Origin of the sequence: Comamonas testosteroni, from assembly GCF_000761245.1 — a bacterium.
GTDB classification, from domain to species: Bacteria; Pseudomonadota; Gammaproteobacteria; order Burkholderiales; family Burkholderiaceae_C; genus Comamonas; species Comamonas testosteroni_C.
Genome location: NZ_AWOR01000002.1, coordinates 16,555 through 37,643, shown reverse-complemented (window position 1 = coordinate 37,643; position 21,089 = coordinate 16,555). Strand labels below are relative to the sequence as shown.

Below are 21,089 nucleotides of genomic sequence, written 5' to 3'. Positions count from 1 at the left end.
AGAAAATATGACATCCGGGCCCGCATCGGCAGTGCGGTTGCCGGGCATAAAAAAAGCCGCAGCAAAGTTGCTACGGCCTGTGCCTGTCGATGTTGACTGGCAGGGCAGGGAGCACATGCTCCGGGCCCTGCCATCAGCGATTTCAGCTGCGGTTGCGGCTGCTGCCGGCGTCGGGCTCCGCAGTGCCGCGTTTCTCGGCGGCACTCTGACCCAGTACGGAAGGCACGCCTTCGATCTTGTTGGAGCGCATGTATTCATCCATGTCCTTCCAGCCCGCAAACACCAGCGCCTTGGGTGCCTTGGGATTGAGGACGTAGCAATCCTCCAGGCCGCGCATGGCATGCCGGCAGGCGCCGCCAATGGCCTTGGCTTCGGACTCGCGCGCCACGGTGCGTGGGTCTGGACCCAGGCCCGGAATGTCTTCGATCTTGCAGCCTGCCAGTACCAGAGGCAGCAGGGCAATGGCAAGTGCGCGGGGAAGGTGGTTTGGCTTCATCTTGTCTGCTTATCGGCAGCGGCAGTCGGAAATTTAGGTCACGACAGAAATATCCATCGATGCGATGACCGCGCTTGACGTCAAGGTTACTGCAAACAAAAAGGAGTGCACAAGGCACTCCTTCTTGAGTGAGCTTTAGCGAGGCTTAGTCGCGATCGCCGCCCATGATGCCGAGCAGGGCCAGCAGGCTCTGGAACACGTTGAAGAGGTCCAGGTACAGGGCCAGGGTGGCGCTGATGTAGTTGGTCTCGCCGCCGTCGATGATCTGCTTGAGGTCATACAGCATGTAGGCGGAGAAGATGCCGATGGCCAGCATGGAGATGGCCATCATGCCTGCAGTGGAGCCCACGAAGACGTTGATGATGGCGCCGACCATCAGCACCAGGGCGCCCACGAACAGGAACTTGCCCATGCCCGACAGGTCGCGCTTGATCACGGTGGCCAGCATGGCCATCACGAAGAACACACCAGCGGTACCGGCAAAGGCGGTCATGATCAGCTGGGTGCCGTTGGAGAAGCCCAGGATCATGCCGATCAGGCGCGAGAGCATCAGGCCCATGAAGAAGGTGAAGGCCAGCAGCACGGGCACGCCGGCGGCGCTGTGCTTGGTCTTCTCAATCGCGAACATGAAGCCGAAGGCTCCGACCATGAACACGATCAGGCCCACGCCGCCCGTCAGCGCGCGAGTCATGCCAGTGGCTACGCCCAGCCAAGCGCCCAGCACGGTGGGGATCAGGCTGAGTGCCAGCAGCCAGTAGGTATTGCGCAAGACACGGTTGCGCTCTTGCTGCGAGACACCGTAGCCCGCAGAGCCCAGTGTGGTGACTTGTTCGTTCATGTAGCCATTCCTCCTTCAGGAATTGTGGGTTGAAACATTGTCATTCTAGGTGGGGGTCTTGAGAAGCCTTTGCAATACCCCGTTGCAATGCGGCAGTTTTAGGATGGAATGTTTTTCACATCGCATCTACTTTTGCCTGCAAAGTACAGAATATGCTTGCTGCATTGACAATCCAACGGAGCTTTTTATCTTATGAAGACCAAGCACGAACTCGAACTGGCCGATGTGAAAGCCATCGCTGCGGCTGCCGAAGCTGAAGCACTGAAGAACAACTGGCCCGTGACGATCTCCATCGTGGACGACGGCGGCCATCTGCTGCTGTTGCAGCGCATGGATGGTGCTGCTCCCATCTCTTCCCATATCGCCCCCGCCAAGGCACGCTCTGCCGCCGTGGGCCGCAAGGACACCAAGGCTTTCGAAGACATGATCAACAATGGCCGCACCGCTTTCCTGAGCGCTCCGTTTGTGGACGGCCTGCTCGAAGGTGGCGTGGCCATCGTCAAGGACGGCCAGGTGCTGGGCGCTGTGGGTGTCTCCGGTGTGAAGGCCAACGAAGATGCACAGGTTGCCAAGGCCGGCATTGCTGCCCTGGGTCTGTGATCGCTTGATTTCTGCCACTGCGGTGGCAGAGGCCAAAACAAAACCCCTGCCGCTTGATGCGCGCAGGGGTTTTGTTTTGGCGGGTTGGGAATGAGGAAAAAACGCGTGGCTATGTGAGGTGTGAGCACAAGAGAGGGCAGGTGCTCTACAACGACTATGGCTGGCGAATCGACACTTGCGGTGTCGCCCCACGATGAAACGGTTTATTTGGTCAGGATGAGTTTGCCCAGCTTGGTAGCCTGCAGGCGATAGGGGGTGCCGTTGTGCACGATGGTGACCGCCTTCTGGCCATTGAGCAGCAGAGCGCTGTCCAGGCCCAGGCTGGAGCCGGCAGCGGCTGAGGGGTTTGCAGCAGCCATGGAGGAAGAGCTGCGGTTGTTGGGCTGTGAGGTCGCAACAAGCGGTGCAGACATGCCGTGATTCCTTAAGTTCAAAACTGGTGTAATGATAACAATTCTCAATTAAAACGCAAGTGATACTTAGTCTCATTTGCGAAAAAACACTGTTTATTTTTCTGCTGGAATCCGTGCGTCCGTGCGCCAGCCCGGGATTTCTGCCTTGCGATGCTGCGCAAGAGCTGGCCCGGTTGGGCAAGCCAGATGCTGATGCCATTGCTCGTGCCATTCGCGTCATAAAAAAACGGCCCTGGAGGGCCGTTTTTTTATGGGACAAGCACGCGCTTATTGGGTGGGGTCGGTCACAAAACCGATTTTCTTGACGCCGGCACGCTGGGCGGCGGCCATGGCCTGGGCCACGCGTTCGTAGCGCACTTCCTTGTCGCCGCGGATATGCAGATCGGGCTGAGGCTCCTTGACGGCTTCGGCCTGGAGATTGGTCTCCAGCTGCTCGTCGCTGATGTCCTGGCCGTTCCACGAATACTTGCCGTCGGCCGTGATGCCCAGCTGGACGGTGGCAGGCTTGGTGTCCTCGGGCTGGTTGGTGGCGCGGGGCAGATCCACGTTGACCGAGTGTTTCATCACGGGCACGGTGATGATGAAGATGATGAGCAGAACCAGCATGACGTCCACCAGAGGCGTCATATTGATCTCGTTCATCACATCATCGCTGTCCCCATCGTCCATGGTTCCGAATGACATGGCTTAGGCGCCTTTCTTCAGGGGCAGCACATTGCCAGAGACCTGGCCGTCCACGGAAACGCGGGCACCGGTCACGAAGTAGGCGTGCACGTCGTGGGCGAAGCTGTTCAGTGCATTCAGGATGCCCTTGTTGCCGCGCACCAGAGCGTTGTAGCCCAGCACGGCGGGGATGGCGACAGCCAGACCCAGGGCGGTCATGATCAGTGCTTCGCCGATGGGGCCGGCAACCTTGTCGATGGATGACTGGCCGGACATGCCGATGGCCACCAGCGCGTGGTAGATGCCCCAGACGGTGCCGAACAGGCCGATGAAGGGGGCGGTGGAGCCCACGGAGGCCAGAATGGCCAGGCCGGATTGCAGGCGGGCCGTGAATTCGTTGATGCCGTTGCGCAGGCAGCGAGTCACCCAGTCGCTGATGTCCAGCGTGTCATGCAGGTGGACGCTGGTCTTGCGGTGGTGGGCGGAGGCTTCGCGGCCTTCGAGCACCATGAAGCGGAAGGGGTTCTGCTTGTCGTCACCGAGCTTTTCCAGGCCGGTGGCCAGATCGGGGCTGTGCCAGAAGTCCTGTGCCTGAGTGGCGAACTTCTTGAATTTCACAATATCCAGTGCCTTGAGAATGATGACCAGCCAAGAGGCCACCGACATGACCAGCAAGATGATGGCAACGCCTTTGGTCACGAAGTCGCCCTGTGTCCAGACGTGGGCAATGCCGAATTGGGATTCCATGGGTACTCCTGAGAACTGCAGATTTATTTGAGAACAAAGTTGATGGGCACGATGTGCCACATGGGTTCGGCCACGCCGTTGCGCTTGCCGGGGACAAATTTCCACTGGCGCACGGTGTTGACGGCCGCTTCATCCAGACGGTCAAAGCCGCTGGACTGCTTGATTTCGATTTTCTCGGGCTGGCCCTGCTCGTTGATATAGACGCGCAGCAGCACCTTGCCTTGTTCACCCATGCGCTTGCTGACCGAAGGATAAGCGGGAGCGGGGTTGTTCAGATAGGCCGCATTGCTCGATGGCTGCTCGATCTTGGGCGGGGCAGGTGGCGCCGGAGGTGCGGGCGGAGCGGGAGGTGCCGGGGGCGCGGGTGGCGCTGGCGGCGTCTTGTCCGGTTTGCTGTCGTTGCTCTCCAGTGCTCCTTGAGGCGCGGCCGGTGCCGGCGTTGGATCCTTGATTGCCTTGGGCAGCGGAGCCTTCTTGATCTCGGGCTTGGGCTGCTGTTTGGTTTCGGGCTTGGGCGCTGGTGCTGGAGGCTTGGGAGGCGGCGGCGGGGCCGGCGGTGCGGGTTCGGCAGCAGGCGGCGCCACGAACTGTGCAATCACGCTGGCGGGAATCACTATCTCTGGCGGCTTTTGCTGGGCCAGGCCATGCTGCATGGCCCACAGGGCGGCAGCATGCACAACAACCACAGCACCAGCAACTGCCATATTGCGGCTTGGGCCGCTGGCAGGTGCAAATCGATCAGACTGGGACATAAGAGCGAGAAGAGCAACCAGCGCAGGCTGGAATCAGAAAGGAAAAGCGCTGGTCAACCGGCAATAGCTGGCAGAGGAAACAGGGCACGCAGACGGGACCGCATCATTCACGCAGGATCCACCAGGTGCATACCATCACAAGAATCAGGCTGCCGAAGACGGCTGAGAGGACGGAGAGGTGGGCCATGCTTTGCTTTCCAGAATATTGGTGGCAAGCTGAACCGTCTGTACCGACACGCAGGATTGCGCTTCGTTGTGGATGGCCGCGATCGGATGGCTTGCACTGCACTGGGCGACGACATCGCGTGCGCAGCCTTCGCAGCGCCCGCATTGTGTGGCAACACCCAATTCAAACTGGATTTCGTCAAAGCTCATCCCCGCATGCGCGTGGCGTGCTATTTCTCGGTCAGAAACCCGGCGGCATACACAGACGATCATGGCTACAGGCAGTTGTTGCTGGCTATTGATGCAATAGGCGGAGTATAAATGAGAATCCATCGCATTTGCAATGCATGCCACCAAATTACGCACAATCAGCAAGTGGTTAAGAGCCCGGGCCCGATCTGATCGAGGCTGGCGCAGCCTGTCTGGGCCATGGCCAGCTCCAGCTCGGCGCGCAGCAGATACAGCATATGGGCCACGCCCAGCATGCCGGCCACTGCCAGGGCATGCATCTGGGGCCGTCCCAGCAGCACGGCGCTGGCGCCCAGTGCGATGGCTTTGAGCACATCGGTGCCCTGGCGCACGCCGCCATCCATCAGCAGCGGGATATGGGCAGGTGTGACCGTGCGTATGGCTGCGAGCACTTCCAGGGCGCAGACGGCTGTGTCCAGCACGCGCCCGCCATGGTTGGAGACCACGATGGCATCGGCCCCCAGTTCCACGGCTTGCGCGGCGGCGCGGGCCGAGAGCAGACCTTTGACGATCAGCGGCAGCCGGGTTTGCTGACGCAGCCAGATCAGGTCGTCCCAGGTGGGGGCGCTTCGGGCCAGCTCGGAGCCGAACAGAATGTGCTCGCTCATCAGGTCGCCCGTCTGGCGCTGCTGGGGCATGCCGCGCAGATTGACGGCCTCCACGCCTGGCGGCAGCGGGTAGCTGGAGCGTTTGATATGGGCGTCCACCGTCCAGACCAGCGCCTGATAACCGGCGTCTTCGGCGCGTCGGATCAGCTGCAGCGTGTGCTCGCGTGCCGCCTGCTGGTAGAGCTGGAACCAGAGCGGGCCGCTGCGTCCCAGCTCCTGGGCTGCGGCTTGTGCGGCCTGGGCAATGGCCTCCAGGGTGCAGCTGGACAGGGTGCTGACCATCATGCCGGTGCGCATGGCCATGGCCGCGCGTGCCGTGGCGAGCTCGCCTTCGGGATGCGCCAGCTGTTGATAGGCAACAGGTGCCAGCAGCAACGGCCAGTCCAGACTCTGGCCCAGCAGGCTTTGCCGCGTATGGGCACCGGACAGATCGGCCAGCGGCTGCGGGCAGAGCCGAATGCGGTCAAACGCCTGGCGGTTATGAGTCAGCGTCAGCCCCTGATCGGCGCCGCTTTCAATATGCGCCCAGGCGTGGGCTTCCATATGCTCGCGCGCCAGCCGGGCGTAATCCGCCAGGGAGCCCGTCTGCGCGGAAATCTGCGTCAGTGGCGGTTTGACGGGCTGGCCTGCGGCATTCAAACGTTCAACAGTCATAAATCAAGCCGGTTAGATGGGGACGAGGCAGCAGCGCAGGGACGGCGCAGGGGAGTCAGCCAGCAAGGGCCGCTCCTGAAAAGGCTGCCGTCCCCTTCGGGGGGGAGCGGCAAAACCGCTCTCAAGCCGTTCAAGGCCGCTTTTAAGCCGCTCAAGATCCGCTCAGGAGTCTAGCTTTCAGACCACATGCGCAAGAGATTGTGATAGGTGCCCGAGAGGGTGGCGACGCGCGGGTGTTCGGGCTGCTCCTGGGTGAGTTGCTGAATGCTCTGGTCCAGATCGAACAGCAGACGGCGCTGCTCCGCCGACTTGACCAGGCTGTGCGTCCAGAAGAACGAGGCATAGCGAGTGCCGCGCGTGACGGGGTTGACGCGGTGCAGGCTGGTGCCGGGGTAGACGATGGCATCGCCCGCCGCCAGCTTCACGCTTTGCTGGCCGAAGGTGTCTTCCACCATCAGCTCGCCGCCTTCGTATTCGTCGGGATCGCTGAAGAAGACCGTGGTGGAGACATCGGTTCTGACCTTGATGGCGGTACCCGGAATGGTGAAGAACGCATTGTCGATATGGTTGCCATAGGTGCCTCCGCCCTCGTAGCGATTGAAGCGCGGCGGCAGGACCTTGAGCGGCAGGGCCGCCGACATGAACAGCGGGTTGCGGCCCAGCCGATCCAGGATCAGATCACCTATCTGCTGGCCGGTCTTGCTCTCCAGTGGCAGCTGCAGATTGCTCTTGACCTGAGCTGCCACATGGCCGGCCGTGGCCTTGCCGTCCTGCCAACTGGCAGCTTCCAGCGCCTGACGGCAGTGGCGTACTTCATCGGGAGTGAGCAGGGCGGGTATGCGTAGCAGCATGGGTGGGTATCTGGCAGTTGGTGATTCTGGCCTCTCATTAACCATAGCTGCTTGCGCTTTCTGCATATGGATTTCAATATCTTTTCATATTGAAATCATTGAAGGGTAAGCGTAACCAGCTATGGTTTTCAGAACCAAAATCCGACATTCTGAAAAAGTATGCGGGCAGTGTGCACGTAAAAAGCCCCGCTGGCATCCGGGGCCTGCGGGGCTTGGGGTGATGGTTTGCAGCAAGCCTGCGCCAGATCAAGCGCAGGCAGGGCTTGCATCAGTACGTGAACTTGAGCGACGCCACGGCAGAGCGGCCAGCACCGATATTGGCGTAGTGGGGCGAGCGCACGCCGGTGTAGTAAGCCTTGTTGCCCAGGTTGTAGACGTTCAGCTGAAAGCTCAGGTTCTTGTCGATCTGGTAGGCCATCATCGCGTCGTAGCGGGCATAGCCGGAGGCGCCCTTGGTTACGATGCCGCCATCCACGGTGGACACTGCATAAGCTGCATTGACGCTGCTTTGCGCATAGATGCCCAGACCCAGCGTCAGCTTGGACATGGGCTTGTAGCTGGTCCACAGGCTGAAGCTGTGCTTGGGGGTGTTGGTGAAGGGGCGGCCATTGGCCACGTTGCCGACGCCCATGTTCTTTTGCTCGCTATCCATGAAGGTATAGCCGCCGAACACGCTCAGGTTGGACAGGATCTGGCCGGTGAAGCCCAGCTCCAGACCATTGACTTCCTTGTTGCCGCCCATGTAGGTGATGCCGTTTTCCGTAATGCGGACGTTTGTCACCTCATTGCGGAAGATGGCAGCGCTCAGGTTCAGCTTCTTGTCCAGCAGATCCCACTTGGTGCCCAACTCGATGGACTTGGTCTTCTCGGGCTTGAGGTCGGCCAGTGCAACGGTGTTGGCAGCCAGATCTTCATTGCCGTTGCCCAGGGTCGAGCCGCCGGGACGCGAAGAGGTGCCAATGTTGGCGTAGATGCTGCCATTGGCCGCAGGCTTGTAGACCACACCCAACTGGTAGTTGAACAGCGTGTCGCTGCGGCTCAGGTCGTATGCGGGTGCAGGGTTGCGGCCCGTGCTTGCGGGGCCGGATGCGTTGAGCTTGTAGTGGTCTACGCGCAAACCAGCGTTCACCAGCCATTGCTCGTTGAGCTTCAAAGTGTCAAAACCGTACACCGCAATGGTGTCGATCTTGTTGACAGTGGATTGAGTGGGTAGTGCCCAGGCGAAGTTCCAGGGGGCATTTGCGCCGCTGGGGTTGCTCAGGGTGGTGCACCAGGGATCGGAGACCGATGTGCAGGTGCCGCCGCTTTGGATGGCGGCGGAGCGCACATCTGCCTTTTCCTTGGACAGTTCCAGACCGAAGGCATAGGTGTGGCCGATGGAGCCGGTCTGTTCCTTGCCTGTGAACTCGGTCACGTTCTGCAGCGTGGTGGTGTCGGATACGCGTGCGTTACCGCGGCGCCAGACATAGCCATTGAGCACATTGCCCTTGGAGTCGTCAGGCTGAGTCCAGACATAGTCCTGCTTGGTCTTGCTGTAGCGCAGGCTGTTGCGGATCTTGTTGGTGTCGGTGAACTTGTGGGTGACCGAGGCGGTGAACAGATCGCTCTTTTCCTTCTCGAAGTCACGGTTGTTCAGGCCGTACCAGTTGGCGCGGTCATTGCCGTAAGTGGGGCGCACAGTGCTGCCGCCGGGCAGGCCAGCCATGGCAGCATTGCTGTACAGATAAGGCACGCCGCCATCGGGTGTGTTGTCGGTTTGCAGATGCTGCCAGGACAGGGTCACTTCGGTGGGCGTGCCCAGACCGAAAGTCACGGTGGGGGCAATGCCCCAGCGCTTGTTGTCGGGACCGTTGCGGCCAGGAACGTCGGCGCTGTGGCCCATGGCGTTCAGACGGAAAGCCGTGGTGTCGTTGATCTTGCGGTTGATGTCCAGAGTGCCGCGCAGATAGTTGTCGGTGCCCAGACCCACGTCGCCCGAGATGAAGTTCTCGTTCTTGGCTTTCTTGGTGGTGATGTTGATGGAGCCACCTGCGCCGCCGCGACCAGCGTAGGCGGAGTCTGCACCCTTGATGACTTCCACGGCTTCGACGTTGAACACTTCGCGGGTGCCGGCGGCGATGTCGCGCATGCCGTCCACAAAGGTGCTGGACTGGGCGTCCATGCCGCGGATGAAGGGCTGGTCGCCGCTGGGGTTGCCGCCTTCGCCGTTGCCGAAGGTGATGCCGGGGGTGGAGCGCAGAGCATCCTGCAGGCTGGTGGCACCCGTTTGCTTGATGATCTCTTCATTGATCACCTGAACGGTCTTGGGCGTGTCCAGCAGGGGGGCGGTGAACTTGCCCTGAGGGCTGGCTTCGGTCTTGAAGCTGGCCTCGGCAGCGGCTTCCACATTCACGGTGGACAAGGTGGTTTCCTGCTGAGCCATCGCGCTGGCGCCAATCAGGCACAGGCCTGCGGCAATCACGATTTGCTTGAGCTCGCAGCGCAAGCCGTTGGAGTCGGTCGGAGTCAGATAGTTGTTGGACATGCTTTTGATGAAGAGTCGATTTTTGAAAAAGCGTGCGAATTCTAGGTGATATTGATAATAATTCTCGATACCATTCAATAATGGTTGCGGATACCCTACGTTTTGTTGCAGTACGGCAACAGACTGGCTGTCTGGATGGGCGGTGCGGATCCTGCCCATCTATGCAGCCACGAGTTTTCGGGATGGCGTAGGCGCCCTTGCCTTGGGTGGGCGCTTTGTTTACGTCAAGTAAAGTAAATAAAAGTGAGATGCATTTAGAATTTGCGCAACTAGAATGCCGCCTTGCTGTGCAAGCAAGGCCGGGCCTTGTGGCGCGATGTCGCGCAGGCCGGTTCGGCCCGGCGGCGATGCAATCCCAGAAAGTTCTGAATGACCGCGGCTTCCCCCAACGCTCCGCAGCGGGCGTACTGGCTCAAAAAATTACATGAGTGGCACTGGATCAGCTCCGCCATCTGCCTGATCGGCATGCTGCTGTTCGCCGTGACGGGATTTACCTTGAATCACGCCGGGCAGATCGAGTCCAAGCCCAAGGTCGAATCGCGTGATGCGCAACTGCCACCGGATCTGCTCGAAAAACTGCAGCAAGCCCAGAAGCAGGGTGTGGAAGCGGCGGACAAGAATGCCGTGGGCTTGCCTGCCGAGGTGGATGGCTGGCTGGCTCAGCAGATCAAGGTCAGCGCCAAGGGTTTTGCCGTGGAGTGGAGCGAAGACGAGGCCTATGTGGCCATGCCGCGCCCGGGGGGCGACGCCTGGCTGCGCGTGGACTTGAAGGAAGGCTCGGTCGAGTATGAGAAGACCGACCGGGGCTGGATCTCCTACCTCAACGACTTGCACAAGGGGCGCAATACGGGCGGAGCCTGGAGCCTGTTCATAGATGTCTTTGCGATTGGCTGTCTGGTGTTCTGCATCACGGGTCTTCTGATCCTGAAGATGCATGCGCAGCGCCGGCCAATGACCTGGCCGATGGTGGGCCTGGGTCTGGTGCTGCCTGCGCTGCTGGTATTGCTGCTCGTGCACTGAGCCCAAGAATTTTGTGAAGGAAGAGAAAATGGCGAAGCGGATTTTCAAGACCACGGTGGCGCTGAGCGCCGTGGTGGGCCTGCCGGCAATCGCGGGCGGCATGAATGTGGCTGTGACCGTGCCCCAGTTGCAGGTGGCCGAATACCACAAGCCTTATGTTGCCGTTTGGCTGGAAAAGGCCGATGGCGGCGTGGCAGCCAATCTGTCCGTCTGGTACGACGCAAAGATGAAGAATGCCGAGGGCACCAAGTGGCTCAAGGATATGCGCCAGTGGTGGCGTCGTACCGGTCGCGAGCTGAGCTTTCCCATCGACGGCGTGACCCAGCCGACCAAGCCCGTGGGCACCCATGCGCTGTCTTTTGCCGAAGGCAAGAACCCGCTGCCCCAACTGGCTCCCGGTCAATACAAGCTGATGGTGGAAGCTGCGCGTGAAGTCGGCGGCCGCGAGCTGGTGTCCATTCCCTTCGAGTGGCCCGTCAAGCAGGCCACCAGCCTGAGCGCCAATGGCAGCACCGAGCTGGGCGCGATCAAGCTGGAATTGAAGCCTTGATTTTGATTCTCACCCCCTGAGCGGCTTTGCCTAGGTGGCCCCGCCGCTTCCCCCTCTCTCGCTTCGCGGGAGGGGGACGACACCCTCGGTGCGGGGCGGCCCTTCCTTGGTGTCTCTTGCCTGCGTAGCGCCAGTTTAAGGTGTTGCTTAGCCGTCACACCTCTCTCTTTTGATTTGTCACCCTTTCTGTTTTCAAGGACCTGATATGAAGTTCAAAACACGTGCTCTTGCTGCTGCCGCTTTGGCGCTGACCGTACTGGGCGCCCAGGCGCATGATCTGTGGTTCAAGCCCTCCAGCACCGTGCTGTCCAAGTCCGACTGGGTGACGGTGGATGCGGCCGTGTCCAACGATGTGTTCTTCTTCAATCACCGTCCGCTGGGCCTGGAAGCCGTCAAGGTGACCGCGCCCGATGGCTCGGCGGTGGAAATGAAGAATGTCGCCAAGGGCGAGTTGCGCAGCATGTTCGACTTCAAGCCCGAGAAGACCGGTACCTACCGCGTCACCATGCTGATGACCGGCGTGATGGGTGGTTACAAGGATGCCAACGGCCAGCCCAAGCGCCTTCGCGGTTCGGTGGAAGAAGTGCTCAAGCAGATTCCTGCCGATGCCAAGGAAGTGCGCGTGACCGAGAATCTGCGCCGCATGGAAACCTTTGTGTCCCTGGGCAAGCCTTCGGCGCTGGCGCTGACCGGCAAGGGCCTGGAGCTCAAGCCCGTGACCCACCCCAATGATCTGGTGGCCAGCGAAGAGGCGACGTTCGAATTCCATCTTGACGGCAAGCCCGCCGCCGATCTGGAGCTGGAGCTGGTGGCCGACGGCATTCGCTACCGCGACGGTGTGGACGCCATGAAGCTCAAGACCGATGCCAAGGGCCAGGTCAAGATCAAGTTCCCCCGCGCAGGTCTGTTCTGGCTGAACGCCGATGCCACGGACAAGAAGACCAGCATTGCCAAGGCCACGGAGCGTCGCCTGGGCTATATCGCGACTCTGGAAGTCCTGCCTTAAGCGTTAGCGCTTGATGGACTGAATACGCGCCCGATCCGGGCGCGTCGTTGTTTTCGCTGCTGTTTTCGCCTTTGTCTGGATGCCCATGCCCACACCCCCCCGCGTACGCTTTGACGCCAGTCTCTGGCAACTGCCCTCGTCGGCGGCGCAGAGTCAGGCTCGCGCTCGGATGCCGGCGCCGGACTTTGGCGTGCAGCGCTGGAAACCTGCAAGCTTGCAGCACCAGCAGGACGGGCGTATTCATCGCCTCTGCGGCCAGACCATGGGCACGCATTGGTCGCTGTGTCTGGCCAACCCGGATTACCTGCCCATGGAGTCGGTGCAGGCTCTGCTGGAGCAGGTGTTTGACGATGTCATCGCTCAGATGAGCAACTGGGAGGCGGATTCGCTGATCACCCGGTTCAATCGTTCAAGACCCGGTCAAACGCATATAGTGCCGCCGGAGTTCGCCCATGTTCTGGAAGCGGCCTTGCACTGGAGCCGGCTATCCGGCGCGGCCCTGGATCCCGCCATGGGGGCGCTGGTCTCGCTGTGGGGGTTCGGGCCGCGTCAGAATCCGCTGCAGCCGCATTCAGGGCAGGCACCGGCCGGCGATGAGATCGAGCGCTTGCTGAAGACCAGCGGCCATGGCCATCTGCGCTGGAATGCGCAAACCCGGCAGTTGCAGCAGTCCGGAGGTCTGGAGCTGGATTTTTGCGGCATTGCCAAGGGCTTTGCCGTGGATTGGGCTGTGCGCAAGCTGCAGGCCGCAGGCTGGGCTGCGGGCATGTTCGAAATTGGCGGTGAGCTGCGCAGCTGGGGGGCGCGCCCTGATGGGCGGCCCTGGCGGGTGCAGCTGGGCACGGGCGGCTGTGCCGAGGCCGAGTCGCTGGTCGTGGCCTGCAGGGAGGGCGCTTTTGCCACCTCGGGCGATTTCTGGCATCAGTTCACGCAGGCCGGCAGGCGCTATTCGCACACGCTGGATCCGCGCACGGGCTGGCCGGTGACGCATGATCTGGCCAGCGTGACCGTGTTCCATGAGGAATGCATGCACGCCGATGCGCTGGCCACCGTGCTCACGGTGCTGGGTCCGCAGCAAGGCATGGACTTTGCCCGTGAACATGAGATTGCAGCCGTGCTCACGTCGCATCTCGCATCCGATGGCAACGAGGCCCGCAGACAGGTGCTCAAGACACCGGCCTGGATCAACCTATTTGAGGCATGACAGTGGAATGGATTTTGACGCCCGAGCGCATTTATGGGGCTATGGGTTTGGTCGCAGCCTATGCAGGCATGTGCTGGGGTATCGGCACCAAGGTACGAAAGCAGCGCCTGGCCGATGAGGCCGAGAGCAATGTCTCGCAAGGCGATGCTGCTGCGCCTGCCGTCCTGGTCGCCTATGCCAGCCAGACGGGGCAGGCCGAGGCTCTGGCCCGTGCCACGGTCAAGATGCTGGTCGATGGCGGTCTGCAGGTGCGCCTGTTGCCCGTCGAGAAGCTGACGACCGAGCTGCTGCAGCAATATGCACACAGCCTGTGGCTGCTGTCCACCACAGGCGAGGGCGATGCGCCCGACCATGCGCTGGGCTTTGTCCAGCAGCTCATGGCCACGCAGCCTGCGCTGAGCCGGCACCAAAGCCTGGTGCTCGCGCTGGGTGATCGTGAATACCAGGAGTTCTGTGCGTTTGGTGTGCAAGTGCACGAGTGGTTGCAGACCGGCGGCGCGCACAGCGATCTCATCTGTGTCGACAATATGGATGGGCCGAGCTTGCAGAGCTGGCAGGCTCAGGTCGGGCAGATAAGGCAGAGCCTGCTGGGCGAGTCTGCGCCAGCCCAGGAGCTGGATTCGGACTGGTTGCAGGCGCCGGCCAGCATACCTTTTGTGCTCAGTCGGCGCCGTTTGCTCAATCCCGGCAGCCAGGGCGGGGCACTGTACTTGCTGGAGTGGACGCCGCAGTCCGGCGAGCTGCCGCGGTGGGAGTCGGGCGATCTGGTGTCTGTGTGCGTGCCTGCCGACCCTGAGCGTGCGCGCGACTATTCGATCGCCTCGATCACGGCCGACAGCAGTCTGCAGCTGCTGGTGCGCGAGAGCACGCGTGCCGATGGTTCACCGGGCCTTGCGTCGCACTGGCTGTGCTGCGGCATGGCCGAGGGGGATGTACTGCCGCTGACCTTGCGCGAGCACCGAGGCTTCCGGCTCGGTGACAACGCCGGGCGACCGCTGATTCTGATCGGCAATGGCTCGGGCCTTGCGGGTCTGCTCAGCCATATCAAGGCGCGTGTGCAGCAAGAGCTTGGTGATCAATGGCTGTTGTTCGGAGAGCGCAGCCCACAGCATGACGCACTATTTGCTGAACAATTGGACGCATGGCTCAGGCAAGGTCGACTGGTACGGCTGGATCAGGCCTGGTCGCGCAACGGCAAGGATTCGCGCTATGTGCAGGATTTGCTGCGCAGCCATGCACAGGAAGTCCGGCAATGGGTGGAGCGTGGCGCGGCCATCTATGTCTGCGGCAGCCTGAACGGCATGGGTCAAGGCGTGCATCTGACGCTGCAGGCCATTTTGGGCGAGGCCAAGGTGGCCGAGTTGTTGGGCTCGGGCCGCTACCGGCGCGATGTGTATTGACTAAGCCCGAGGCTACCTTTGCCTGTTGCTGTGCAAGGTGGCTTCACGCCGGACTCAATCGCAAGCACTCGGCTTGTCTGGCGGTATCAGCCGCTCGGCCACGAGGTGCTTGTCTCAGAAACGCAAAAAGCTGGCTCAGGCCAGCTTTTTTGTGGTCAGCGCAAGCGCAGTGCTTACTTGACGTGCTTGCCGATCAGGCCGGCCATCTCGAACATGGAGACTTGGGGCTTGCCGAAGACTTCCTTGAGCTTGGCATCAGCGTTGATCATGCGCTTGTTGGCAGCATCTTGCAGGTTGTTGGCCTTGATGTAGACCCACAGCTTGCTGATGATTTCAGTGCGGGGCAGGGGATCCTTGCCAACCACGGCAGCCAGAGCGGCGCTGGGGGTCAGAGGTTTCATGAAGGCAGCGTTGGGAGTGCGCTTCTTAGCGGCGGGTGCTGCTGCCGGTGCTGCAGCGGGTGCCTTCTTTGCAGTTGCCATGTTGCTTATTCCTAATTGGTAGTGGACTTATCACCAGCGAAATACAGCTGCAATCCACTGGCTGAGTCTGATGCTAATGGCAAAAAATCGCTCTTCCAAGCTAGTGGGCTGTTTTTTTGCCTCGATTTGTTGCTCTCAGGCCCTTTAGTGTCCGTTTTCATGGGTTTTTCCTCGAGAGTGTTGTGAAAAAGTTGCTCTCTGGGTGTGTCCGCTGGTGCTTGTGCTATGTCAGGTGCTCAGGGCAAGATGCGGGAGACTTGGTTCTGTGGAGATTTTCATGAGCGATTCCTCGGCTTCTCTTGGCTTCAGCACCTGCGATTTGTGCGATGCGCATATCAGCGACGACAGCAGCGATTTCCGCGTGCTGCCGCCCGTGTTCCACAGCTATGGCGGGCATGTCGGCTTTATGGGGGAGGTCAGCACCGTGCAGTGTCTGGACGACAACAGCCTGGTGCGAGCGGCGCTGGCCGAGCCGGGAGGTGGCCGTGTGCTGGTGGTCGATGGCGGCGGCTCGCTGCGCCGGGCTCTGGTGGGAGGTAATGTGGCGACTTCGGCGGCCCAGAACGGCTGGGCCGGGGTGCTTGTCTATGGCTGCGTACGCGACGTGGCCGAGCTGAAATCCACGCCCGTGGGTCTGTATGCGCTGGCGCTCAACCCCATGCCTACCGTCAAGCAAGGCCAGGGACTGCGCGATGCCTATGTGCAGATCGCCGGCCTGTGGATTCGCCCGGGCGACTGGCTGTATGCCGACTCCGACGGCATTGTGCTGAGCCGCCGCAACCTGCTTTCCTGATTGAAATCGATGGCGCCTAGCGCCTGATCTGCAATGAGCCGGGCCAGGTTGCAATCACAACGCTGGTCAGGGCTATGCCGAAGGCCAGCAATTGCATGCTGCCGATGCGCTCGCCCAGGGCCAGCGTACCCACCACGGCGGCGCTGATGGGCAGCAGCACGGTAAAAATGCCGGCTCGCGATGCAGGCACGGCGCGCAGCCCAGTCATCCACAGCCACACCGTCCAGACGCAGGCGGCCAGCGCGTAGAACAGCAGCAGACCCCATGCGGGCACCGAGACCTGGGAAAAATCAAATTGCCAGGCCAGATAGAGCCCGGCAGGCGTGGAAAGCACAAACCCCCAGAGATTGATCAGCGCCGTAATGCGCTTGGGGCTTACGCTTGCGGTGAGCTTTTTGCCGATCACGGCATATGCGGCCTCGCACAGTACGGCGGCAATGAGCAGCAACTGACCCAGGCCTTGCTGAGAATGTGCGGCAAGGCTGCTGCTTTCAGTCTTGCTCAAGGCATTCAGCCCTATGCCGGCCACTGCGAAAACAATGGCTGTCCATGTACGCGCGCCAACGGCTTCGCGCAGAAAAAGCCAGCTCATGATGGCGACTGCGGCAGGAATTGCGGCCATGGTCACGCCCGCCGTGACCGCACTGGTCAAGGCCACGCCGCTGATCATGCAGAGCGTGAAAAGGAAATTGCCGAAGAAGGACTCAAAAAACAGCAGCCACTTGGTCTGCCTGGTCAGAGTCGCCTCGTGTACTGGTGGCCTGAGCCAGCCCAGCATGGCCACGGCACCGATTCCAAAGCGCAGCCAAGCCAGCAGCATGACCGGAAAGATGGCAGCCAGAGGCTTGGACAAGGCCACATAGCTTCCTACCAAAGACATGCTGAGCGCCAGACAGAGATAGGCGATGGGGCGACTGGGCGTGTGCATGGCGTGGCGAAATGGATGTCAATGACAAGAGAAGGTGAGGCAAAGCAGTGTGGCAGGGCATGTTGCATGCATTTGACTCAGAGCAGGGAGCTGTTGTTTTTTTGTTCTCGCCGCCTTGGGCACTGTGTCTTTGTCGTGTCACCTGGTTTTGTTCAAGTGGCTTGGTCTGTCTCGTTCCGGGTAAATGGGCAGATCAAGGCAGGCGCCAGGACTTTTTTCGTACTGCGTTCAAAGGATGCCGACTTCGGAGGCCGTGCTTACGCCAATTTTTCATGAAGCAAGAATTCAATTTCGTATTATGAAAAATTGAAATGTTGCGCTGCCGCAAAATTTCTCAATACGAGAAATTCGTTTTCTTATTGTGAAAAATAAAAATAAGTCATTGATTTTATTGAATATAAATTTCAGTCTTTTATAAGACATAAGACTTTGTGGAAGAGCATCGCAGACATAGAGTAGATCCCAAGGACGAACACCCATTCATCTTGTTTTAACCGCTAAGGAGTGCACCATGCCCCAATCCCTGACTCAGCAACTGAGCCGTGAACAGCAAATCGCAGCCCTCGAAAAAGACTGGGCACAGAACCCCCGCTGGAAGAGCGTAAAGCGCGGTTACAGCGCTGCCGATGTGGTGCGTCTGCGTGGCAGCCTGCAGCCTGAGTACACGCTGGCCCAGCGCGGCGCCGAAGTGCTGTGGGACAAGATCAACGGCAGCTCGAAGAAGGGCTATGTGAATGCCTTCGGCGCCATCTCTGCAGGCCAGGCCATGCAGCAGGCCAAGGCCGGTCTGGAAGCCGTGTACCTGTCGGGCTGGCAAGTCGCTGCCGACGGCAACACCTCCGAGACCATGTACCCTGACCAGTCGCTGTACGCCTATGACTCCGTGCCCACCATGGTGCGCCGCATCAACAATACCTTCAAGCGCGCCGATGAAATCCAGTGGGGCAAGGGCATCAACCCCGGCGACAAGGGGTTCATCGACTACTTCCTGCCCATCGTGGCTGATGCGGAAGCCGGCTTTGGCGGCGTGCTCAACGCGTTCGAGCTGATGAAGAACATGATTCAGGCAGGTGCTGCCGGCGTGCACTTTGAAGACCAGTTGGCTGCTGTCAAGAAGTGCGGCCACATGGGCGGCAAGGTGCTGGTGCCTACCCGCGAAGCGGTCGAGAAGCTGATTGCCGCCCGCTTTGCAGCCGATGTGATGGGCGTGCCCACCATTGTGCTGGCCCGTACCGATGCCGAAGCGGCCAACCTGATCACCAGCAACCATGACGAGAACGACATCCCGTTCCTGACTGGCGAGCGTACTCAGGAGGGCTTCTACCGTGTCAAGAACGGTCTGGAGCAATCCATCAGCCGCGGCGTGGCCTACGCTCCCTATGCGGATCTGGTGTGGTGCGAAACCGGTGTGCCCGATATCGGCTTTGCCCGCGAATTCGCCCAGGCCGTGCACGCAGCCTGCCCAGGCAAGCTGCTGAGCTACAACTGCTCGCCTTCGTTCAACTGGAAGAAGAACCTCAACGACAGCCAGATCGCTTCCTTCCAGGAAGACCTGTCCGCACTGGGTTACAAGTTCCAGTTCATCACGCTGGCCGGTATTCACAGCAACTGGTACAACACCTTCAAGTTCGCCCACGAGTACGCTCGCGGCGAGGGCATGAAGCACTACGTGGAAATGATCCAGGAGCCCGAATTTGCGGCACGTGACAAGGGCTACACCTTTGTCTCGCACCAGCAGGAAGTGGGCGCAGGTTACTTCGACGATGTGACCACCGTGATCCAGGGCGGCTCTTCCAGCGTCAAGGCGCTGACCGGCTCCACCGAGGAGGAGCAGTTCCATTGAGCCACGATGAATCGTGATTCTGTCTAGGTAGAAAAGTGGGGTTACGCGTCCGGGGCGAAAGTCTCGGGCGCTTTTTTGTTTGCCGGGTTAAAATGGCGCGACTTCAATTCACAAGGGCGAGAAAGGCATCAACGGTTATGACACCGCGAACTACATCGGAGATGTACTTCAGCTGCTGATGGCAGCTGGCGGTTCGCGCCTGCCCGGGATTTCTCGACACCCTCATCAAAGCGCGGACTGGTTCCGCGCTTTTTGCTTTCAGGCAACTCCAAAGCTCTGGCGCTGGCCCTCACCCACACAAATTTGGTTTGACAAGGAATTTCATGATCAACATCACGCTCCCCGATGGCTCCAAGCGCGAATATCCGGGCCCGGTTTCGGTCGCTGAAGTCGCTGCTTCGATCGGCTCCGGCCTGGCCAAGGCGGCACTTGCCGGCAAGATCAACGGCAAGGTCGTGGACACCAGCTTTGTGATCGAGCAGGATTCGCCCCTGTCCATCATCACCGCCAAGGATGCCGACGGTCTGGATGTGATCCGCCACTCCACCGCTCACTTGCTGGCCTATGCCGTCAAGGAGCTGTTTCCCGATGCGCAGGTCACCATCGGTCCCGTTATCGAAAACGGTTTCTACTACGACTTCTCGTACAAGCGTCCCTTCACGCCCGAAGATCTGGCTGCCATTGAAAAGAAGATGACCGAGCTGGCCAACAAGGACGAGCAGGTGGTGCGCCGCGTGCTGCCGCGCGACGAGGCCGTGCAGTACTTCAAGGGCATCGGCGAAGCCTACAAGGCCGAAATCATTGCCTCTATCCCCAGCAACGAGGATGTGAGCCTGTACCGCGAAGGCGCTTTTGAAGATCTGTGCCGCGGCCCTCACGTGCCCAGCACCGGCAAGCTCAAGCACTTCAAGCTGATGAAGGTGGCCGGTGCCTACTGGCGCGGTGACCATCGCAACGAGATGCTGCAGCGCATCTACGGCACCGCCTGGGCGACCAAGGATGAGCTCAAGGACTATCTGTTCCGCCTGGAAGAAGCCGAAAAGCGCGACCACCGCAAGCTGGGCCGCGAGCTGGATCTGTTTCACATCGACGAACACTCGCCAGGCACCGTGTTCTGGCACCCCAAGGGTTGGGCGGTCTGGCAGCAGGTCGAGCAGTACATGCGCCGCGTCTATCAGGACAACGGCTACCAGGAAGTCAAGGCTCCGCAGATTCTGGACAAGGGCCTGTGGGAGAAGACCGGCCACTGGGACAAGTACCGCGAAAACATGTTCACCACCGATTCGGAAAAGCGTGAATATGCCTTGAAGCCCATGAACTGCCCGGGCCACATCATCATCTTCAAGCAAGGCATCAAGAGCTATCGCGATCTGCCGCTGCGTTTTGGCGAGTTCGGCAACTGCCACCGCAACGAGCCCACCGGCTCGCTGCACGGCATCATGCGTGTACGTGCCTTCACGCAAGATGACGGCCATATCTTCTGTACCGAAGACCAGATCCAGGCCGAGGTGACGGCTTTCACCTCGCTGCTGCAGAAGGTGTATGCGGACTTTGGCTTCACCAACATCCTGTACCGTCTGTCCACCCGTCCCGAAAAGCGCATCGGCACCGATGAAGCCTGGGACAAGGCCGAGAACGCGCTGGCTGAAGGTCTGCGTGCATCGGGTTGCGAGTTCGAGTATCTGCCTGGCGAGGGTGCGTTCTACGGCCCGAAGATCGAGTACACCCTGAAGGATGCGCTGGGTCGCGAATGGCAGTGCGGAACGATCCAGGTGGACCCGAACATGCCCGAGCGTCTCGATGCGGAATTCGTGGGCGAGGATGGCGAGCGCCATCGTCCCATCATGCTGCACCGCGCGATTCTGGGTTCGCTCGAGCGTTTCATCGGCATTTTGGTCGAACATCACTCGGGCGCGCTGCCTGCCTGGCTGGCTCCTGTGCAGGCTGCCGTGCTCAATATTACGGACGCTCAGGCCGACTATGCGCAGGAAGTTGCGCAGAAGCTGCAAAAAGCATTGCCGAATCAAAGCCTTAGAGTGGTGACAGATCTGCGCAATGAAAAGATTACGTATAAAATACGCGAGCATTCCATGCAGAAGCTGCCCTACATCCTTGTCGCGGGCGACAAGGAGAAGGCCGCTGGTGCGGTTGCAGTGCGCGCCCGGGGTAATAAAGACCTCGGAGTGATGTCGGTTGATGCATTCATTGAATTGCTCGCCAAGGACATCGCGGCCAAGGCCTGAAGCAGATTAATTTTTGTGGCGGGTCGGTCAGCGTGCAAGGCACGCTAGCCGGCTACGCTG

At 60.3% G+C, this 21,089-nt stretch carries 21 protein-coding genes; 9 read left to right on the top strand and 12 right to left on the bottom strand.

Translation table 11 applies throughout. The features are described from left to right. Window positions 1–142: 142 nt before the first annotated feature. Window positions 143–496 carry a hypothetical protein gene (locus P353_RS04035; protein ID WP_034365661.1) on the bottom strand — a complete coding sequence of 118 codons (354 nt, stop codon included), beginning with the start codon at window positions 494–496 and terminating at the stop codon, window positions 143–145. A gap of 145 nt (window positions 497–641) precedes the next feature. After that, a complete protein-coding gene (locus tag P353_RS04030) occupies window positions 642–1,334 on the bottom strand; it encodes a Bax inhibitor-1/YccA family protein (RefSeq protein ID WP_003053535.1) in 693 nt (230 codons plus the stop codon). 192 nt (window positions 1,335–1,526) lie between these two features. Between P353_RS04030 and P353_RS04025 the strand changes: the two genes are divergently transcribed. Continuing rightward, window positions 1,527–1,934 (top strand): GlcG/HbpS family heme-binding protein, encoded by a 408-nt coding sequence (locus P353_RS04025; protein WP_003053536.1) that lies wholly within the window; start codon window positions 1,527–1,529, stop codon window positions 1,932–1,934. 203 nt (window positions 1,935–2,137) lie between these two features. Here the strand turns inward: P353_RS04025 and P353_RS04020 are convergent, their stop codons facing one another. The 8 genes from P353_RS04020 to P353_RS03985 all read right to left on the bottom strand — a co-directional run bounded on the left by P353_RS04020 (window position 2,138) and on the right by P353_RS03985 (window position 9,560). Then, window positions 2,138–2,347 carry a hemin uptake protein HemP gene (locus P353_RS04020; protein ID WP_034365657.1) on the bottom strand — a complete coding sequence of 70 codons (210 nt, stop codon included), beginning with the start codon at window positions 2,345–2,347 and terminating at the stop codon, window positions 2,138–2,140. 267 nt (window positions 2,348–2,614) lie between these two features. After that, window positions 2,615–3,031, bottom strand: a complete 417-nt coding sequence (locus P353_RS04015; RefSeq protein WP_034365655.1) for an ExbD/TolR family protein — start codon at window positions 3,029–3,031, stop codon at window positions 2,615–2,617. A 3-nt stretch (window positions 3,032–3,034) separates the two neighbouring features. Further along, a complete protein-coding gene (locus tag P353_RS04010; protein ID WP_003069935.1) occupies window positions 3,035–3,757 on the bottom strand; it encodes a MotA/TolQ/ExbB proton channel family protein in 723 nt (240 codons plus the stop codon). A 23-nt stretch (window positions 3,758–3,780) separates the two neighbouring features. After that, complete coding sequence (locus P353_RS04005; RefSeq protein WP_034365653.1) at window positions 3,781–4,509, bottom strand: energy transducer TonB; 729 nt, start codon at window positions 4,507–4,509, stop codon at window positions 3,781–3,783. Between the two features lie 144 nt (window positions 4,510–4,653). Then, complete coding sequence (locus P353_RS04000) at window positions 4,654–4,947, bottom strand: (2Fe-2S)-binding protein (RefSeq protein WP_034365650.1); 294 nt, start codon at window positions 4,945–4,947, stop codon at window positions 4,654–4,656. 95 nt (window positions 4,948–5,042) lie between these two features. Beyond that, complete coding sequence (locus tag P353_RS03995) at window positions 5,043–6,170, bottom strand: alpha-hydroxy acid oxidase (RefSeq protein WP_034365647.1); 1,128 nt, start codon at window positions 6,168–6,170, stop codon at window positions 5,043–5,045. Window positions 6,171–6,355: 185 nt separating this feature from the next. Beyond that, window positions 6,356–7,036 (bottom strand): Fe2+-dependent dioxygenase, encoded by a 681-nt coding sequence (locus tag P353_RS03990; protein WP_034365644.1) that lies wholly within the window; start codon window positions 7,034–7,036, stop codon window positions 6,356–6,358. A gap of 268 nt (window positions 7,037–7,304) precedes the next feature. Next, the gene (locus tag P353_RS03985; RefSeq protein ID WP_052084685.1) at window positions 7,305–9,560 is read right to left on the bottom strand and encodes a TonB-dependent receptor; all 2,256 of its coding nucleotides are present in this window, start codon (window positions 9,558–9,560) and stop codon (window positions 7,305–7,307) included. A gap of 369 nt (window positions 9,561–9,929) precedes the next feature. Between P353_RS03985 and P353_RS03980 the strand changes: the two genes are divergently transcribed. The 5 genes from P353_RS03980 (at window position 9,930) to P353_RS03960 (ending at window position 14,740) form a co-directional block, all read left to right on the top strand. Next, entirely contained in the window at window positions 9,930–10,580 is a 651-nt protein-coding gene (locus tag P353_RS03980; protein ID WP_034365642.1) for a PepSY-associated TM helix domain-containing protein, read from the top strand. Window positions 10,581–10,608: 28 nt separating this feature from the next. Further along, a complete protein-coding gene (locus tag P353_RS03975) occupies window positions 10,609–11,130 on the top strand; it encodes a DUF2271 domain-containing protein (protein WP_003075163.1) in 522 nt (173 codons plus the stop codon). Between the two features lie 205 nt (window positions 11,131–11,335). Further along, window positions 11,336–12,136: a DUF4198 domain-containing protein gene (locus P353_RS03970; protein ID WP_034365640.1), complete on the top strand. Its 801-nt coding sequence runs from the start codon at window positions 11,336–11,338 to the stop codon at window positions 12,134–12,136. Window positions 12,137–12,221: 85 nt separating this feature from the next. Then, the gene (locus P353_RS03965; RefSeq protein WP_232776237.1) at window positions 12,222–13,340 is read left to right on the top strand and encodes an FAD:protein FMN transferase; all 1,119 of its coding nucleotides are present in this window, start codon (window positions 12,222–12,224) and stop codon (window positions 13,338–13,340) included. Beyond that, window positions 13,337–14,740, top strand: coding sequence for a sulfite reductase subunit alpha (locus P353_RS03960; RefSeq protein ID WP_034365636.1), 1,404 nt, complete (start codon window positions 13,337–13,339; stop codon window positions 14,738–14,740). The genes P353_RS03965 and P353_RS03960 overlap by 4 nt, the downstream gene beginning before the upstream one ends. Window positions 14,741–14,913: 173 nt before the next feature. Here the strand turns inward: P353_RS03960 and P353_RS03955 are convergent, their stop codons facing one another. Beyond that, on the bottom strand, window positions 14,914–15,222 hold the full coding sequence (locus tag P353_RS03955) for an SWIB/MDM2 domain-containing protein (protein WP_003053560.1): 309 nt from the start codon (window positions 15,220–15,222) through the stop codon (window positions 14,914–14,916). Window positions 15,223–15,499: 277 nt separating this feature from the next. Here P353_RS03955 and rraA point away from each other — a divergent pair, with 277 nt between their 5' ends. Next, window positions 15,500–16,015, top strand: coding sequence for a ribonuclease E activity regulator RraA (gene rraA, locus P353_RS03950; protein ID WP_034365634.1), 516 nt, complete (start codon window positions 15,500–15,502; stop codon window positions 16,013–16,015). Between the two features lie 16 nt (window positions 16,016–16,031). Here rraA and P353_RS03945 read toward each other — a convergent pair whose 3' ends face one another. After that, window positions 16,032–16,943: a DMT family transporter gene (locus tag P353_RS03945; protein WP_034365631.1), complete on the bottom strand. Its 912-nt coding sequence runs from the start codon at window positions 16,941–16,943 to the stop codon at window positions 16,032–16,034. A gap of 511 nt (window positions 16,944–17,454) precedes the next feature. On the opposite strand from P353_RS03945, the gene aceA reads away from it, so the two are divergent. Continuing rightward, window positions 17,455–18,786 (top strand): isocitrate lyase, encoded by a 1,332-nt coding sequence (gene aceA, locus P353_RS03940; RefSeq protein ID WP_034365629.1) that lies wholly within the window; start codon window positions 17,455–17,457, stop codon window positions 18,784–18,786. A 323-nt stretch (window positions 18,787–19,109) separates the two neighbouring features. Continuing rightward, window positions 19,110–21,029 carry a threonine--tRNA ligase gene (gene thrS, locus P353_RS03935; RefSeq protein ID WP_034365626.1) on the top strand — a complete coding sequence of 640 codons (1,920 nt, stop codon included), beginning with the start codon at window positions 19,110–19,112 and terminating at the stop codon, window positions 21,027–21,029. Window positions 21,030–21,089: the final 60 nt, after the last annotated feature.

Bases quoted from the DNA above. Each gene is read 5' to 3' on its own strand.
- P353_RS04035 (WP_034365661.1), bottom strand. From the start codon at position 496: ATGAAGCCAAACCACCTTCCCCGCGCACTTGCCATTGCCCTGCTGCCT.
- P353_RS04030 (WP_003053535.1), bottom strand. From the start codon at position 1,334: ATGAACGAACAAGTCACCACACTGGGCTCTGCGGGCTACGGTGTCTCG.
- P353_RS04025 (WP_003053536.1), top strand. From the start codon at position 1,527: ATGAAGACCAAGCACGAACTCGAACTGGCCGATGTGAAAGCCATCGCT.
- P353_RS04020 (WP_034365657.1), bottom strand. From the start codon at position 2,347: ATGTCTGCACCGCTTGTTGCGACCTCACAGCCCAACAACCGCAGCTCT.
- P353_RS04015 (WP_034365655.1), bottom strand. From the start codon at position 3,031: ATGTCATTCGGAACCATGGACGATGGGGACAGCGATGATGTGATGAAC.
- P353_RS04010 (WP_003069935.1), bottom strand. From the start codon at position 3,757: ATGGAATCCCAATTCGGCATTGCCCACGTCTGGACACAGGGCGACTTC.
- P353_RS04005 (WP_034365653.1), bottom strand. From the start codon at position 4,509: ATGTCCCAGTCTGATCGATTTGCACCTGCCAGCGGCCCAAGCCGCAAT.
- P353_RS04000 (WP_034365650.1), bottom strand. From the start codon at position 4,947: ATGATCGTCTGTGTATGCCGCCGGGTTTCTGACCGAGAAATAGCACGC.
- P353_RS03990 (WP_034365644.1), bottom strand. From the start codon at position 7,036: ATGCTGCTACGCATACCCGCCCTGCTCACTCCCGATGAAGTACGCCAC.
- P353_RS03985 (WP_052084685.1), bottom strand. From the start codon at position 9,560: ATGTCCAACAACTATCTGACTCCGACCGACTCCAACGGCTTGCGCTGC.
- P353_RS03980 (WP_034365642.1), top strand. From the start codon at position 9,930: ATGACCGCGGCTTCCCCCAACGCTCCGCAGCGGGCGTACTGGCTCAAA.
- P353_RS03975 (WP_003075163.1), top strand. From the start codon at position 10,609: ATGGCGAAGCGGATTTTCAAGACCACGGTGGCGCTGAGCGCCGTGGTG.
- P353_RS03970 (WP_034365640.1), top strand. From the start codon at position 11,336: ATGAAGTTCAAAACACGTGCTCTTGCTGCTGCCGCTTTGGCGCTGACC.
- P353_RS03965 (WP_232776237.1), top strand. From the start codon at position 12,222: ATGCCCACACCCCCCCGCGTACGCTTTGACGCCAGTCTCTGGCAACTG.
- P353_RS03960 (WP_034365636.1), top strand. From the start codon at position 13,337: ATGACAGTGGAATGGATTTTGACGCCCGAGCGCATTTATGGGGCTATG.
- P353_RS03955 (WP_003053560.1), bottom strand. From the start codon at position 15,222: ATGGCAACTGCAAAGAAGGCACCCGCTGCAGCACCGGCAGCAGCACCC.
- rraA (WP_034365634.1), top strand. From the start codon at position 15,500: ATGAGCGATTCCTCGGCTTCTCTTGGCTTCAGCACCTGCGATTTGTGC.
- P353_RS03945 (WP_034365631.1), bottom strand. From the start codon at position 16,943: ATGCACACGCCCAGTCGCCCCATCGCCTATCTCTGTCTGGCGCTCAGC.
- aceA (WP_034365629.1), top strand. From the start codon at position 17,455: ATGCCCCAATCCCTGACTCAGCAACTGAGCCGTGAACAGCAAATCGCA.
- thrS (WP_034365626.1), top strand. From the start codon at position 19,110: ATGATCAACATCACGCTCCCCGATGGCTCCAAGCGCGAATATCCGGGC.